The following is a 13,570-nucleotide window of genomic DNA, read 5'->3' on the forward strand; positions in this document are numbered from 1 at the left end:
CTGACGCCTGGGATCAGTGCGGCAAACCGACCGCTTGGTCACGTAGGGCACGGGCAAGATCCTGCAAGGCGGTGCGCAGTCCTTCTTCGATTACCGGGTGGTAGAAGGGGCAGGCCAGTGCGTCGCTGACCGTGTCTCCGCGCTGGATGGACCAGGCGAGCAGGTGCGCCAGATGTTCCACGTCAGGCCCGAAAAGCTCGGCTCCCCGCAATCGGCCGTCTGCCCGATCACCATAGATGCGAATGACCCCCTGGTTGCGCCCCATCACCCGGGCGCGGCCCTGGTCGGCAAAGGACGCCTCGCCCCAGGCAAATGCTGCGCCGCTGTTGGTCAGTTCGGTGTGGCTCGCCCCTGCCATGGCCATTTGCGGCTCGGTGAAGACGATGTTCAAAGGGGTGCGGCGGGCTTCCGTGTGAACATCGGGATAGCGGCCGGCGTTGCTGCCGGCAATGCGGCCAGCGTCCGCGGCCTCGTGGAGAAGGGGGCGATCATTGTTTGCGTCGCCCGCGATGAACACGGAGGTATCCCCGACCTGGCAGGTGTTGCGGTTGAATCGGGGTATGCCTTTGTCGTCGAGCGGAATGCCCGCCTTGTCCAGGTCTAGCCCGGAAAGGGCGGGCCGTCTGCCTGCCGCTGCCAGCAGGTAATCGAATTGCTCCCGTTGTGTGCCTCGGCGTTCATCGTGCCATTCCACGACCACTCCTGCGCCTTCACGATGTGCTTCGAGGTTGGCGGCATTGCCACTGTAGGGCAAGGTGGTCTGTAGCCATGCCTTGACGGCGGATTGCATTGCCGGGTCGGTCAAGGGGCCGGCCCGGCCACCCCGTCCGAACAGGCGGACCCGCACCCCCAGGCGATGCAGCGCCTGGGCCAGCTCGAGACCGACCACGCCAGTTCCTAGCACCGCCACGGAGTCGGGTAGCGTCGTCCAGTCGAAGACATCGTCGTTCACGATCAGACGGTCGCCCAGACGCTCCCGCCAGCCTTCCGGGATGTTTGGCGTTGCGCCCGTGGCGAGGACGATGCGGGCCGCATTGACGCGCAGATCGTCGTTCACGCAAAGCACGCCGGGTGCCAGGAATCGAGCCCGGCCCTGGAGCCGGTGCGCTTCGGGCCAACCGTCCACCGTATCGAGCACAAAGCCTACGAAACGGTCGTGTTCGCGCCGCACCCGCGCCATGACCGCGGCGCCGTCGATCCTGCGACCGGCCACTTCAATGCCAAATCCGGCGCTGCCGTCGATTGCGTGTGCGGTGGAGGCCGCGGCGATCAGGAGTTTGCTTGGCATGCAACCCACCCGTGCGCAGGTCGTTCCGTAAGGGCCCTGTTCGATCACCACCAGCCTGTCGGTATGGGCACGTGCAGCCTTGTAGGCGCTCATGCCGGCAGAGCCCGCTCCGACAATGGCCACGTCCACTTCGATGCTCTTCATGCTGTGTGCTCCTTCAAGGGGTTGGGCGAGGCCTCTTGCCTTTGCACGTACAAGACGCAGGCGCCGTAAAGGAATATCTGAGCCGAGGCATAACACCACACCAGAATTGCGGCGAAAGAGCCGGCCGCGCCATAGGCGGAGGTGACGCCCGCGTGGGTGACGTAGGCTGCGATCAGGTAGCGGCCCAGCGCGAACAGCACGGTGATGACGAGTGCGGCGGGGATTGCATCGCGCCAGCCGATGCCGTCGGGGGCGAGCCTGGACAGCAGAGTCGCAAACAGGAGGGTGCTGAATGCATTCACGACGAAGAGATTGATGAACCCGGCCATCAGCTCGAATCCGGGAAGATCCGCGCCCACCCACGCCACCGCAGCACGCAGGGCGGCTTCGGCCAGCATGGTGACGCCGAGCAGGAAGCCGATGCCGAGGGCGAGGGCCAATCCGTTCAGGCGGCCGGTGATCATCGCCTTGGCCGCGGAGCCGGATGCCGGGCGTGTGCCCCAGATCGAAGCCAGCGCGGCCTTGAGTTCGAGGAAGGTGACGCTGGCTCCCAGGAGTGTGCTCCCCATCGCCACCCAGGCCGCCATGCCACTTGACTGCAAGCGTTCGACGGCATGTCGCATCATCGCGATGATCACCCGTGCCTCTTCCACGCCGAGCACCCGTTCCAGGTATTCGGCGATCGTGTTCTGTGCCGATTCCGTCCCCAGCAGTACAGCGATGCCGGCGGTGATCACCACGAGCAGGGGGGCAAGCGAAAAGACCGTGTAAAAGGCGAGTGCCGCGCCATGGCGGGGGGCATCCCGTTCAATGAACACACGGGCGGCAGGCCATAAGCAGCCGGCTAAGGCGGAGAGCTTTGGCGACGATTGAACCCTGAGAGATGCGAGTTGGACCTTCTGATTGTCCCGATCCATGCTGGAATCACCGGGTGAAGATGCCGGCGCGGAATGCGTTGGCGGCCACCTTGAAGCGTGACGGGGAGCCTGGAGGCCCGCCATCGGGATTTGCCGAAAGCGATGTAGGACTTGTCCTGCGTCACCGGGCGTGTGCGGGAAGTCCTACACCGTCTCCCGCGGCTGTCCGACAGGCAACGGGGGGGCTTCGGTTGGAATGCGGTGTATGTGGAAGAGACGCGCCCGGTGTGCAGCCTTGTGTTGGCCCGCGAAGCTACCCGTCTGGCTCTCTTCACGGCTCAAAATCGATATTGGCCACGAGGTCGGGCATGTTCTGGATCAGTTCCGACGGGTTGAGACTGGTGAAGGCCGCCAGGAGATCCTCGTCGGCGCTGACCGAATAGCCCATGGACCATTTATGGAAACGTCTGGGCCCGGGGAAGGGGGCCGCAAGCAACTCGGCATAGTCGTCGTGACGAGGATCGAGCCGGAGCTTATCCACGAGGCGGCGAACCGCTTCCTCGGGCCCTTCCAGGTACTGGAAAAAGCGCCAGCCATCGAACACGAGAATGCCCGTGATTCCGGCCAGGCGGTTATTGCACCGTGACACCTGAACGATCTCGTTGACGCGGGTCAGGCTGATCTCGGGGCGGATGCAACTGGTGTAGGCGTACTGAAAAAGCGTTTCCATGTTGAAGGTGCGTGCAGTGGGTCCGCCGCGAATCTACCCCGAGAAGGGCGTCGTCACCACGTCAAATGACATTGCGCGATGGGCGAAATAGGGATGCATTTCAAGAGTGTCCAGTAACTGAACAATTCATGCCGCTGGGGAGGTGGATGTCATGACAGATACGTCCTGTTCCGATTGTCCGTTGCGAGCCCAAGGCGGATTTACCCAAGTCAGTGCAGAAGAGCTGGCTTTCATCGAGCGATTCCGCCGCCGGGAAAACAAGCTGGAGGCGGGGGCGGCGATCCTGCGTGAAGGGGAATCCTCGGAGTTGCTGTTCACCTTGCGCGCCGGGTGGGCATTTCGCTACCGAAGCCTTCCTGATGGGCGTCGGCAGATCCTCAGTTTTCTCTTGCCGGGGGATTTCATCGGCCTTCAGGCCGAATTGTCCGGACAGGTGCCCCATGGGGTCGAAACCCTTACGCCGGTGCGGCTGTGCGTCTTTCCGCGCAATGAGCTTTGGGATCTTTATCGGGGATTTCCCGGGCTTGCCTATGACCTCACCTGGCTCAGCGCACACGAAGAGCTGATCGTGGACGAGAACCTGCTTTCCGTCGGCCGGCGAAGCGCCATGGAGCGCATTGCAATGCTGCTCGTGCATCTTTACAAGCGTGCCCGAAGCGTTGGGGAGGGCGATGAGGGCGGGGTCAATTTTCCGCTCAATCAGCAGCACATTGCCGACGCACTGGGGCTGTCCCTGGTGCACACGAACAAATCGCTCCGTCGCCTGCAGGCCTACGGGCTGCACGAAATGTCGGCCAATCGCCTGCGCATCCTCCGGGTCGAGGCGCTGCAACGCCTCGCCGAATACTACGCCCTGCCACTGCGGGGGCGCCCTCTCATCTGAGCACTTCGATGGTAATCAAGCATGAAAACCTTTCGCTGCACCCAATGCAATCACCCGGTCTATTTCGAGAATACCCACTGCGCCGCCTGCGGCGCGGCCTTGGGATATCTTCCTTCGCTGCTTGCCATGGGGGCCTTCGTGCCGACGCCCGAAGGGCCATGGACGCCGCTGGGTGGCGACGACGGCCATCAATGGCGGCCGTGCGCGAATTACAGCGCTGAGAACGTCTGCAACTGGATGGTTCCCGCCGACGACCCTGTCGAGCTGTGTTCCTGTTGCAGGCAAACGGAAGTGATCCCCGCCCTGGATCAGGGCGATAACCGTTTGTACTGGGCGCGGCTGGAGGCGGCGAAGCGCCGTCTGTATTACTCCCTCGACACCCTTGGGCTGGCTCGGCCGGGGTTGGCCGAAGACCCGGAGCGTGGGTTGCGCTTTCAGTTTCTCGACTCGATCGAGGGCAAAGAACCGGCACTCACGGGGCATGACGAGGGATGCATCACCGTCAATATCGCCGAGGCCGACGATGCCGAACGGGAGGCGCGGCGCACGGCGATGGGCGAGCCATATCGCAGCCTGCTCGGACACTTCAGGCACGAGATCGGCCATTATTACTGGGACGCGCTCGTTGCCAACGGCGCGTGCTTGCCGGCGTTCCGTGCGCTCTTCGGAGACGAACGCGCCGATTATTCCGAAGCCCTCGCCGTTCATTACAAAAACGGCCCGGCGCCCGATTGGCCCGATCATTTCATCAGCGCCTACGCGACGTCCCATCCCTGGGAGGATTGGGCCGAAACCTGGGCGCATTACCTGCATGTGATCGATGCGCTCGATACGGCGGAGCATTGGGGGCTGCACCTTGATGGACAGGCGGGTGGCCCCGCGGGTGCCGACCCCGCCGCCGCGTTCGCGATGCCTTTTCGCGAGCGCTTGACGTGCGGCTGGTTGCCTCTCGCCCGTTTTCTCAACAGCATGAGCCGCAGCCTTGGCCACGGCGACAGCTATCCCTTCGTGTTGCCTGACCCGGTGCTGGACAAGCTCGTTTTCGTCGATGAGGTTGTCTCGAGGGCACGTGGTCTTGACTGGCAGGCCTGGCCCCAGGCCGCGCCGGGTTGAAACCGAAATATCCATCTGGCGTCACTGCGATTGGCAAATACGGCCTGCTCCATGCAGGCCGTATTTGCATCTGCTTCGCCGACATGCCCGTAAGCGCATTCTCACATTCCATTCGGATGTGGCCGACTGCCCCGCCGCCGGGCCGCGGATAAAGTAGAACCATGCAGAAACAACTGCATCCCGGCAAAGCAAGCGGCCCCAGGCCTCACGCTCGCCGGCCAACCCAAAAGGAGAAAAATCATGAACCGCGACATCATTGAAGGCAACTGGAAGCAACTCAAGGGCAAGCTCAAGGAGCAATGGGGCAAGCTCACCGACGACGACCTGGATGTGATCGAAGGCAAGCGTGAAGTCCTCGCGGGCAAGATCCAGGAGCGCTACGGCGTCACCAAGGATGAGGCCGAAAAGCATGTGAAGGATTGGGAAAAGAACATCAAGGTCTGATCGTTTGATGAACTGAATCCGAAAACCACTCAGGAGAAACCGCCATGCTGCATTACGCCCTTGTGTTCTTCGTGATCGCGCTGATTGCCGCCGTATTCGGCTTTGGCGGGATTGCAGCCGGTGCGGTGGGGATTGCAAAGACCCTGTTCTTCGTCTTTCTCATCCTCGCCGTTGTCAGCTTTATCTTCAATTCGGCGGGTGGCAAGGGATAGCACGCCGACCATGGAAGAAAGGCCATGAGCGATTAATCGGATGATCGCTCGTTTCAACCGGGGGACAGGCTGTCATGGCCTGTCCCCTGATTTCGTCCACCGGCGATTCCGGCAGCTCCTTCGGCACCGCACTGCGGATGCGTGATTTCAGCGCGGAGCTGCTTTGCGGGGGCTGACGCCGAGCGTGGTGGAGCAGGGTGAGTGTTCGGCGCCGCCTGTTTCGATGAGCGGCAGCAGCGCGAGGGGCGGCGCAATCAGGCCCAGCGCCACGGCGCCCGCGATCCGGGAGCCCACGGGGAGCGGCTCGGGCCGCACCACCGGCTCGGCAAAGCTGCCGCCGAGGTAGAGCGGGCCGCGCAAGGCCAGGAGGCTGGTGTCCTTGGCTTCGGTGCGCAGATGCAGGTCGAGGGTTTCGTCGCGCAGGCTGATCTGACCTTTTCCGCGCACCCGCGTCCGTGCCGTGTCGAGGATGAGGGTGCGGGGTTTGAGTACGCCATTGGTGGCTTCCATGTCGGCGATGATGCAGCGGATGTCCTCGCGCTGGCCACCGGAGAGCCAGCTGACCAAGGAATTCGCCACATCCAGGTTGGCCAGGCGGACGAGCAGGCGGTCGGTGCTGCCGCCCGTCATCGCCAGCCCGAGCGTGCCGTTGGCGCTGGCCAGCAATTCGGCGACGGATTGCCCGCGCATGGCGAGCGTCGCATGCCCGCCGAGCACGCCGGAGGTGAAGCGGCGCGAGTTTGTGTCGGGCAGGAGTTCGCGCAGTTGCAGGCGCGTGGCGCGCATGTCCAGTTTTGCGCTGGCGGGTTGCTTGCGGGTGTCCAGTTCCAGTTTGCCGTCGGTCACGCCCTTGGCGAGGCCGAGCTTGAGGGGAGAAAGGCTCACCTGGCGGTCAACAATCGTGAGCCGGCCCTGGGCCGAGTCAAGGGGCAGCCCGGTATTGCGGAAATCGTCGATGACGAAATCCAGATCCACATTGGCCGCCGCAATTTTCTCAAAGCCGAGCGGGCGCGAGGGCAGGACCTTGCCCGGGCGTGGTGCGATCGCCTGCCCGCCGTTCGTGCGTGCTCCGATGAAGCCGGACAGGTCGGCGAGATCGAGGCGTCCAGAGCGCAGCTTTCCAGCAAGCCCCTGGGGTGTGGTGCTGCGATCAATGCCCAGGTGCCCGCTTACGTCGCTTGACCCCACCTTCCCGTCAAGGTCCTGGAACTGCCAGCTTGCCCCGGTTCTCACCAGGCGGCCGGCAATGCGATAGGGCGGCGTGGCAGGGAGCGGAACGCCGGTCAAGGGGAACAAGCCCGCCAGGCTTTGCCCCGACAGGGTGAAGCGGATGTCGAGCCCGTCCATCTGCGTAAGCTCAGCGGCATTGCCGCTCACGCTGAAACGGGTTGGCCCGATGCTGCCACGGGCGTCCACCGAGTAAGGCTGGTTGCCATACAGAAGCCCCTGCACCACATCGGCCTTCCCCGAAATATCGACCACCTCGCCTGCCCAGCGGCCCGCGACGGTGACATTCAGGCGCTCCTTGTCTTGCTCGGAGGTGATGCGAAGTTTGAGATCAACCTTGCGAGCCGGAAGGCGCAGGCCGAGTGTGCCATCGCGGATGCGGATCTTTCCGTAGCGCACCGTGAGCGGAGCCTCGTCGCCCTGCCGGCCGAACAGCCAATTACCCTTGCCGGCGGCATCTTCCTCCAGCTGGACATCGGCGCGATCCAGGTCCACGCCATCGAGCACCCAGGCGCCTTTCAAGCTTTCGCTCAGGTTCAGCGTGATCTGAAGCCTGCCCACCCTGGCCAGGTGAGGAGCCTTGCCGCCCGGTACGTTGGCCAGTTCGATCTCCTCCGCACTGAGGCTGGGATGGCGGCTCCACAGATGGACGGAAAGGGGGCCGTTGATGCGGATCTGGCGTTCCAGATGGCCGCTGATCAGGTATTCGAGGGGGCGGCGCAGCACATTCCAGTCGAAAAGGGCGGCGCCAAGACCGATCACGGCCAGGGCTGCAGCGGCCTGGCGGAGACGTCTGTGGCGGTGAGTTGAAGGGGTTTGCGTCGGCATGCGTGCTTACGGAGTGAAAAACCTGCCTGCATCTTAGGCGTGACCGGCGGGTTGCGGTGTCGGCAGCGGACGAGCGGCCTGTAAGACATATCCGGCACGAATGCCGCCCGGCGCAACGCCGCGGCTGCACGAGGGCCCCGGCACGGGGGCTCGCCGCCCTGTCGGTGGCGAGTCTGATCCGACAGGGCCGACGGTCGATTCCTACAGGCCTTTCCGTTCTTGTCGGACAGATCGCGTCCAGGGCGACGAATACATTGGAGCCATGGAAACGCAAACGCAGTGTCTGAATGCCGCTGCGATTCCTGATTCAACTTCAATCGAAAATCAGAGGAGAACATCATGAAGAAGTCCGCCAAATCGATTCTTGTTGCCAGCATGCTGGCCCTTGCCACCGCGACCTCGGCCTACGCGGTCGAAAAGGCCCACGAGAAGTCTTCTGTGTCCCAATACGTGGATGACGCCTCGATCACTGCGAACATCAAGGCAAAGCACGCGGAAGACAAGGCGGTACGCGTCACCGCCATCGGCGTGGAAACCAAGAATGGCGTGGTGCAGTTGTCCGGCTTCACTCCGTCGGCAACCGAGAAGATGCGTGCTGAAGAGATCGCCAAGTCGGTCGAAGGCGTGAAGTCGGTCAAGAACGACATCATCGTGCGCGCCAAGTGAGCGCCCCACGGCTTTGTCCGGCGTGAGCTGCACTGATCCGGACAGGCCGTTCCTTTGAAATCAATTTCGAGATCAATTCGGGAGACGACCATGAATGCCATCGAGACCACCCCCACCACGCCGAACGCTTCGACCACGCCGGGCAGCATCCGGCAGGTTGCCTCCGATCTTCAGGAGAGTGCTCGGGCAGCCATTCCCGGCGTGCGTCGCCAGCTGGATGCCACGGCGGAAGTTACCCGTGATGCCGCTGCCTCCGTCATCGACAACCTGCGCTGTGCGGCCCGGGACGCGGCTGAGGTTCTGCGACGCGACGCCCACCATTCCAAGCATGTGGCAGAGCAGTACATCGGCAGCAACCCCTGGCGTTCGGCGGCGATCATCGGTGCCGCCGGCCTCCTGGTTGGCGCCTTGCTCAGCCGCCGCCGTTAAGGCATCCGAGCGATCTCCGGGGGCCGGCCCTGATAGCAAAGCAAGCGGGCCGGGCATGCCCCCTCGAATTCGGGAGCAATTCAATGAAGATGAATATCTTTCCCCTCGGCATGGCCGTGCTGATCGGCCTGAGTGCCTGCGCGGGTATGTCGGAAACGCAGCGCAATGCCGGCATGGGTGCAATGGGCGGCGCCGTCGGTGGCGCCCTGATCGGCAAGGCCACCGGCAGCGACAAGGTGGGTCGTGATGCGGCCATCGGCGCAGGGCTTGGCGCCCTGGGCGGTTATGTGTGGTCCCAGCGCATGGAGGCGCAGCGTCAGGCCATGAGCCAGGCCACCTCGGGTACCGGTGTCGAAGTGACCCGCACCTCCGACGACCAGCTCAAGCTGGAGATTCCCAGCGACATTTCGTTTGACGTGGGGCGCAGCGAGATCAAGCCGGAGATGCGCCCGATCCTCACACGTTTCGCTCAGACCCTGAAGGACAGTCCGGCCGCGACGATCCGCATCATTGGGCATACCGACAGCACTGGCGAGGACCATGTGAATCGCCCGCTCTCGCTCGGGCGCGCCATGAGTGCCCGCGATTTTCTTGTGGACCGGGGTGTGTCCGCGGCGCGTATCGGCGTGGCGGGACGAGGCGAGCAAGAGCCCGTCGCCTCCAACGCGACGGAAGCCGGCCGGGCCAAGAACCGCCGCATCGAGATTTTCGTGGGCGAGCCGGGTGGCGCCTGAGTCCGTTGAAATGTGGAGGAGCAGACATGCGTGGATCCAACCAACACTGCTGTGATCTCGTACCGGTGCAGCCTGGGACGTGGGGCTGGACGGCGACGGTAACGTTCATTGCCGCCTTGCTGCTGTGCTTCGGGGCGCTCTTTTCGAATCTCGTATTCGGGCATGAGGACACGGGCTGCCCGGAGAACATGGCCCGTCTGCAACGCATGATCGGCCCCGCAGCCTGGTACGCATTCGATGAGTGCTTACTCCCCGCGCCCGCCGTGGCCAGCTGAGCATCCTGCGGGCTCACCTCGGTCGGAAAGGGGCGTGGGCTTTACGAAATGCACGGCCTTCTCCGCATCATCCTCACCGCCGAGCCCTTGGGCTTACCCTCTGCAGTCGTCCCCAAGGGGCCGGGGCTGCGTGTGAGCAGACTGGCAGGCAAGAAGATGCTCATGGCGAGGATGAGGTGAGGTCGCTGTCCGAAAGCTCCGATTCAGAAAGAAATGACATGGATGCCCCCCAAAAGCAGCCACTTCGGGTGGTGCTGGTAGAAGACTCCGCGGTTCTGCGGGATATTCTGTCGGCAATCCTCGGCGGCATCAGCACGCTCGAGATCGTCGGGGCTGCAGACAGCGAAGCAGCTGCCCTGGCCCTTCTTGCCCAAGTCCGCCCTGATCTGCTCATCGTCGATCTGGAGCTTAAGGCGGGCACCGGCCTTGGAATCCTGGCCACGATCCACGCCATGCCGGAGCACTTCGGCTCGCCGCGGGCGGTAGTGTTTTCAAACCATTCCCATCTGGCGCTCAGGGCACGCTGCAGGGCGCTCGGGGTGGCGGCATTCTTCGACAAGTCCTTTCAAATGGATGAGTTGCTCAGCTACATGGATGGGGTAGCGGGGCAGGGCACGCCCCTTGCCGTTTGAGCTGCGCCGCGTGATCGTGGTGGGCGGGGCTTGCACGGGCCGACTGGCCGATTTGCTTGAGTAAGCTCGGCCTGAGCTGGGCCGCGCCAGGTCCGGGCCTTGTCCGCTCCCGGCATCTGCAGGCAGTGCGGGCGGTGCCCCACCTCCTTCCTACAGCGCGAGCGGGGGCCGTACAATACGGCCCGCCCGCTTCAACCCCCGCATTCCATGACCCTCGCCCACTTTCCGGGCCGCGACCCTTTTCGCATTGCTGCCTGGCAAGCCCCCCGGCCGATGCGCGGCTGGCTGACCGACGACAGCTCGCTGACCGCCCGTATCCGATCCCGCTGCGGGCACTTCTCGCTGCAGGTGGTGAGCCAGGGCAAGGGGCGGGTGATGCCCGACGAGCGGGCTGCGCTGGGCGTCCGTCACCACGGCGATCTGTGGATCCGCGAGGTCTTGCTGATCGCCGATGGCGCACCGGTAGTGTTCGCCCGCTCGCTGGTGCCGGAGACCGGCATCCCGGCTGTCTGGCACCTCTTGCACGGGCTGGGTGGGCGGCCCCTGGCCAATGTGCTGTTCAACGATCCCCGGGTACGGCGCTCGCCCTTGGAGGCGGCTCGCCTGGATGCCCGCGATTCACGCTGGCATCATGCCGCAAGGGCCACCGGCGAACCTACCCTGCCGTCCCTGTGGGCTCGCCGTTCGGCCTTCAAGCGGGGCGGAGCGCCCCTCCTGATCACCGAAGTCTTCCTGCCCGCCATCCGGAACCTGGCCCCATGAGTACCCTGAGTCTTCCCCAGCGCCTCGACGAATACAAAAAGCTGATGCGCCTCGACAAGCCCATCGGCATCCTGCTGCTGCTGTGGCCTACCCTGTGGGCCCTGTGGGTGGCGGGGGCGGGGCGGCCGGCTTTGGGCGTGGTGATGATCTTTGTGGTCGGCACGGTGTTGATGCGCTCGGCCGGCTGTGTGATCAACGACTACGCCGACAAGGATTTCGACGGCCACGTGGAGCGCACCCGCAACCGGCCATTGGCGGCGCAGCGGGTGAGCACCCGGGAGGCCCTGCTGCTGGCGGCCGGGCTGGCGCTGCTGTCTTTCCTGCTGGTGCTGCCCCTGAATGGCCTGACCGTCGCCCTCAGCGTGCCGGCGGTGTTCCTGGCCGGCAGCTACCCCTTCACCAAGCGCTTCCTGGCCATCCCCCAGGCCTACCTGGGCATCGCCTTCGGCTTCGGCATCCCCATGGCCTTCGCTGCCTTGCAGGGCGAAGTGCCGCTGGAGGCCTGGGTGATGCTGCTGGCCAACGTGTTCTGGGCAGTGGCCTATGACACGGAGTACGCCATGGTGGATCGCCCGGATGACCTGAAGATCGGCATCAAGACCTCGGCCATCACCTTTGGGCGCTTCGACGTGGCGGCCGTTATGGCCTGCTATGGCCTGACGCTGCTCCTGCTCGGCTGGGTGGGGTTGGCGACCGGCGGAGGGATGTTCTTTCTGACCGGGCTGGCGGTGGCCGCCGGCATCATGGCCTATCACTACACCCTGATCCGCGGGCGTGAGCGCCCCAAGTGCTTCAAGGCCTTCCTTCACAACAACTGGGTGGGGGCGGTGATATTTGCTGGGTGGGTGGTGGACTACCTGCTCAGGCCGGCTGCGTGAGGCAGTCCCGGGTCAGCGCTTGCGTGCCCGGGCATTGTGCATCAGGGGTTCCAGCAGGGCGACGGTGCGTGCCGTGGCGCCCCGGTGGCTGCGGGCGAAGTTGCGCCCCGCCGCGCCCATGGCCTTGCGTTGCACCGGATTGTTGATGATCTCCAGGGCCAGGCCGAGTCCGTGTTCCAGGTTGTCGGCCCGTTGGGCGGCCCCGGCCTCGATGGCCTGCTCGCACACCGCCTTGAAGTTGAAGGTGTGCGGCCCCACCACCACCGGGCAGCCCACGGCGCTGGCTTCGATGGGGTTCTGGCCGCCGAGCTTCTCCCACGAGCCGCCGATCAGGGCGGTGTCGGCGGCGGCGTAATAGGCATACATCTCGCCCATCGAGTCCCCCAGCCAGACTTGCGTGTCCGCCATCACCGGGGTGTCTGCGGAGCGGCGCTGCAGTTTGAGCCCGCTCCGGCTCACCAGTCTGGCAACCTCGTCGAAGCGTTGAGGGTGGCGTGGCACCAGCACGAGCAATACCTCCGGCGGGCAGTGGCGGGCGAAGGCTTCGAGCAGGGGGCCTTCCTCGCCTTCGCGGGTGCTGGCGGCAAGCAGGGTCTGGCGTGGGCCGATGCGGTTGCGGAACTCGTTGCCCAGCGTCAGCAGCGCTTCCGGGGGCGTGATGTCGAACTTGATGTTGCCGGTGACCTCCAGCAGGCGGGCGCCCAGGGTGCTCAGGCGGCGGCCGTCGGCGTCGGTCTGGGCGCCGATGGCCGACAGGTGGGCGAAGGCATCCCGGGCCAGGCTGCCGGCGCGCCGGTAGCCCCGGGCGGAGCGCTCCGACAGCCGTGCATTGACCATGGCCAGCGGCGTGCCGGTGCGGCGGCAGCCCTCCACCAGATTGGGCCACAGTTCGGTTTCCATCAGCACCCCGATACGTGGGCGGAAGTGGCGCAGGAAGCGCGCCACGGCCCAGGGAAAATCGTAGGGCAGATAGACGCTCTGCACCCGCGGGGCCAGCTCACCAAAGATCTCGGCGGCGGTGGCCCGACCGGTGGGGGTCATGTGAGTCAACAGCAGGCTGCAGTCGGGGTGGGCGTCGAGCAGTGCGTGCACCAGCGGCGCGCTGGCCCGGGTCTCGCCCACCGATACGGCGTGCAGCCAGATGAGGGGGCCGGCCATGGAGGTGGGGTAACGCCCGAAGCGCTCCCCCACGTGCTGCAGGTACTCGGGTTGGCGGCGCGCACGCCAGGCCAGGCGCAGACCGATCAGCGGTGTGGCCAGATACCAGAGTGCGGTGTACAGAAATCGGAGGATCAAGGGGGGCGCCGAGGGCTTGCTGGAGCGCGAAAGTATAACGGTCGTTACAGACGACACGTTCGCGGAGGGGAGCCGATTTACCCTGACATGCTCCCGTGAGAAAATGCTGGGCTGCTGATGGCGTAGCCGGGCATCTTTGCACTCCGGTCCCGCCTTGCCTGCTTTCCACAAC

General features: G+C 64.6%; 16 protein-coding genes. 11 read left to right on the forward strand and 5 right to left on the reverse strand.

Annotated elements, in window-relative coordinates; translation table 11 throughout:
- Positions 1-13: 13 nt before the first annotated feature.
- The 3 genes from PHI64_RS02625 to PHI64_RS02635 form a co-directional block, all read right to left on the reverse strand.
- The gene (locus PHI64_RS02625) at positions 14-1,432 is read right to left on the reverse strand and encodes a dihydrolipoyl dehydrogenase (protein WP_299878134.1); all 1,419 of its coding nucleotides are present in this window, start codon (positions 1,430-1,432) and stop codon (positions 14-16) included.
- Positions 1,429-2,349, reverse strand: coding sequence for a YihY/virulence factor BrkB family protein (locus tag PHI64_RS02630; protein ID WP_299878136.1), 921 nt, complete (start codon positions 2,347-2,349; stop codon positions 1,429-1,431). The genes PHI64_RS02625 and PHI64_RS02630 overlap by 4 nt, the downstream gene beginning before the upstream one ends.
- A gap of 271 nt (positions 2,350-2,620) precedes the next feature.
- Positions 2,621-3,019 carry a BLUF domain-containing protein gene (locus PHI64_RS02635; RefSeq protein WP_299878139.1) on the reverse strand — a complete coding sequence of 133 codons (399 nt, stop codon included), beginning with the start codon at positions 3,017-3,019 and terminating at the stop codon, positions 2,621-2,623.
- A gap of 151 nt (positions 3,020-3,170) precedes the next feature.
- Between PHI64_RS02635 and PHI64_RS02640 the strand changes: the two genes are divergently transcribed.
- The 4 genes from PHI64_RS02640 (at position 3,171) to PHI64_RS02655 (ending at position 5,671) form a co-directional block, all read left to right on the forward strand.
- The gene (locus PHI64_RS02640; protein WP_299878142.1) at positions 3,171-3,902 is read left to right on the forward strand and encodes a Crp/Fnr family transcriptional regulator; all 732 of its coding nucleotides are present in this window, start codon (positions 3,171-3,173) and stop codon (positions 3,900-3,902) included.
- Positions 3,903-3,923: 21 nt separating this feature from the next.
- A complete protein-coding gene (locus PHI64_RS02645) occupies positions 3,924-5,015 on the forward strand; it encodes a putative zinc-binding peptidase (RefSeq protein ID WP_299878145.1) in 1,092 nt (363 codons plus the stop codon).
- Between the two features lie 240 nt (positions 5,016-5,255).
- Positions 5,256-5,459 (forward strand): CsbD family protein, encoded by a 204-nt coding sequence (locus PHI64_RS02650; RefSeq protein ID WP_299878147.1) that lies wholly within the window; start codon positions 5,256-5,258, stop codon positions 5,457-5,459.
- Between the two features lie 44 nt (positions 5,460-5,503).
- Positions 5,504-5,671, forward strand: a complete 168-nt coding sequence (locus PHI64_RS02655; RefSeq protein WP_299878149.1) for a DUF1328 domain-containing protein — start codon at positions 5,504-5,506, stop codon at positions 5,669-5,671.
- Positions 5,672-5,818: 147 nt separating this feature from the next.
- On the opposite strand, the gene PHI64_RS02660 is transcribed toward PHI64_RS02655, so the two are convergent.
- A complete protein-coding gene (locus PHI64_RS02660) occupies positions 5,819-7,726 on the reverse strand; it encodes an AsmA family protein (protein WP_299878152.1) in 1,908 nt (635 codons plus the stop codon).
- 339 nt (positions 7,727-8,065) lie between these two features.
- Here PHI64_RS02660 and PHI64_RS02665 point away from each other — a divergent pair, with 339 nt between their 5' ends.
- The 7 genes from PHI64_RS02665 (at position 8,066) to ubiA (ending at position 12,102) form a co-directional block, all read left to right on the forward strand.
- A complete protein-coding gene (locus PHI64_RS02665) occupies positions 8,066-8,392 on the forward strand; it encodes a BON domain-containing protein (RefSeq protein WP_299878155.1) in 327 nt (108 codons plus the stop codon).
- Positions 8,393-8,482: 90 nt separating this feature from the next.
- Positions 8,483-8,821: a hypothetical protein gene (locus PHI64_RS02670; RefSeq protein ID WP_299878158.1), complete on the forward strand. Its 339-nt coding sequence runs from the start codon at positions 8,483-8,485 to the stop codon at positions 8,819-8,821.
- Between the two features lie 83 nt (positions 8,822-8,904).
- Positions 8,905-9,555: an OmpA family protein gene (locus tag PHI64_RS02675; protein WP_366945116.1), complete on the forward strand. Its 651-nt coding sequence runs from the start codon at positions 8,905-8,907 to the stop codon at positions 9,553-9,555.
- Between the two features lie 26 nt (positions 9,556-9,581).
- Positions 9,582-9,830: a hypothetical protein gene (locus tag PHI64_RS02680; protein ID WP_299878161.1), complete on the forward strand. Its 249-nt coding sequence runs from the start codon at positions 9,582-9,584 to the stop codon at positions 9,828-9,830.
- A gap of 218 nt (positions 9,831-10,048) precedes the next feature.
- Entirely contained in the window at positions 10,049-10,462 is a 414-nt protein-coding gene (locus tag PHI64_RS02685) for a response regulator (protein ID WP_299878164.1), read from the forward strand.
- A 207-nt stretch (positions 10,463-10,669) separates the two neighbouring features.
- Positions 10,670-11,224, forward strand: a complete 555-nt coding sequence (locus PHI64_RS02690; protein ID WP_299878167.1) for a chorismate lyase — start codon at positions 10,670-10,672, stop codon at positions 11,222-11,224.
- Entirely contained in the window at positions 11,221-12,102 is an 882-nt protein-coding gene (gene ubiA / locus PHI64_RS02695; protein WP_299878170.1) for a 4-hydroxybenzoate octaprenyltransferase, read from the forward strand. The genes PHI64_RS02690 and ubiA overlap by 4 nt, the downstream gene beginning before the upstream one ends.
- Before the next feature lie 12 nt (positions 12,103-12,114).
- Here ubiA and waaA read toward each other — a convergent pair whose 3' ends face one another.
- On the reverse strand, positions 12,115-13,398 hold the full coding sequence (gene waaA / locus PHI64_RS02700) for a lipid IV(A) 3-deoxy-D-manno-octulosonic acid transferase (protein ID WP_299878173.1): 1,284 nt from the start codon (positions 13,396-13,398) through the stop codon (positions 12,115-12,117).
- Between the last annotated feature and the right edge of the window lie 172 nt (positions 13,399-13,570).

Origin of the sequence: Zoogloea sp., from assembly GCF_028689785.1 — a bacterium.
GTDB lineage: Bacteria > Pseudomonadota > Gammaproteobacteria > Burkholderiales > Rhodocyclaceae > Zoogloea.

Bases quoted from the DNA above. Each gene is read 5' to 3' on its own strand.
- PHI64_RS02625 (WP_299878134.1), bottom strand. From the start codon at position 1,432: ATGAAGAGCATCGAAGTGGACGTGGCCATTGTCGGAGCGGGCTCTGCC.
- PHI64_RS02630 (WP_299878136.1), bottom strand. From the start codon at position 2,349: ATGGATCGGGACAATCAGAAGGTCCAACTCGCATCTCTCAGGGTTCAA.
- PHI64_RS02635 (WP_299878139.1), bottom strand. From the start codon at position 3,019: ATGGAAACGCTTTTTCAGTACGCCTACACCAGTTGCATCCGCCCCGAG.
- PHI64_RS02640 (WP_299878142.1), top strand. From the start codon at position 3,171: ATGACAGATACGTCCTGTTCCGATTGTCCGTTGCGAGCCCAAGGCGGA.
- PHI64_RS02645 (WP_299878145.1), top strand. From the start codon at position 3,924: ATGAAAACCTTTCGCTGCACCCAATGCAATCACCCGGTCTATTTCGAG.
- PHI64_RS02650 (WP_299878147.1), top strand. From the start codon at position 5,256: ATGAACCGCGACATCATTGAAGGCAACTGGAAGCAACTCAAGGGCAAG.
- PHI64_RS02655 (WP_299878149.1), top strand. From the start codon at position 5,504: ATGCTGCATTACGCCCTTGTGTTCTTCGTGATCGCGCTGATTGCCGCC.
- PHI64_RS02660 (WP_299878152.1), bottom strand. From the start codon at position 7,726: ATGCCGACGCAAACCCCTTCAACTCACCGCCACAGACGTCTCCGCCAG.
- PHI64_RS02665 (WP_299878155.1), top strand. From the start codon at position 8,066: ATGAAGAAGTCCGCCAAATCGATTCTTGTTGCCAGCATGCTGGCCCTT.
- PHI64_RS02670 (WP_299878158.1), top strand. From the start codon at position 8,483: ATGAATGCCATCGAGACCACCCCCACCACGCCGAACGCTTCGACCACG.
- PHI64_RS02675 (WP_366945116.1), top strand. From the start codon at position 8,905: ATGAAGATGAATATCTTTCCCCTCGGCATGGCCGTGCTGATCGGCCTG.
- PHI64_RS02680 (WP_299878161.1), top strand. From the start codon at position 9,582: ATGCGTGGATCCAACCAACACTGCTGTGATCTCGTACCGGTGCAGCCT.
- PHI64_RS02685 (WP_299878164.1), top strand. From the start codon at position 10,049: ATGGATGCCCCCCAAAAGCAGCCACTTCGGGTGGTGCTGGTAGAAGAC.
- PHI64_RS02690 (WP_299878167.1), top strand. From the start codon at position 10,670: ATGACCCTCGCCCACTTTCCGGGCCGCGACCCTTTTCGCATTGCTGCC.
- ubiA (WP_299878170.1), top strand. From the start codon at position 11,221: ATGAGTACCCTGAGTCTTCCCCAGCGCCTCGACGAATACAAAAAGCTG.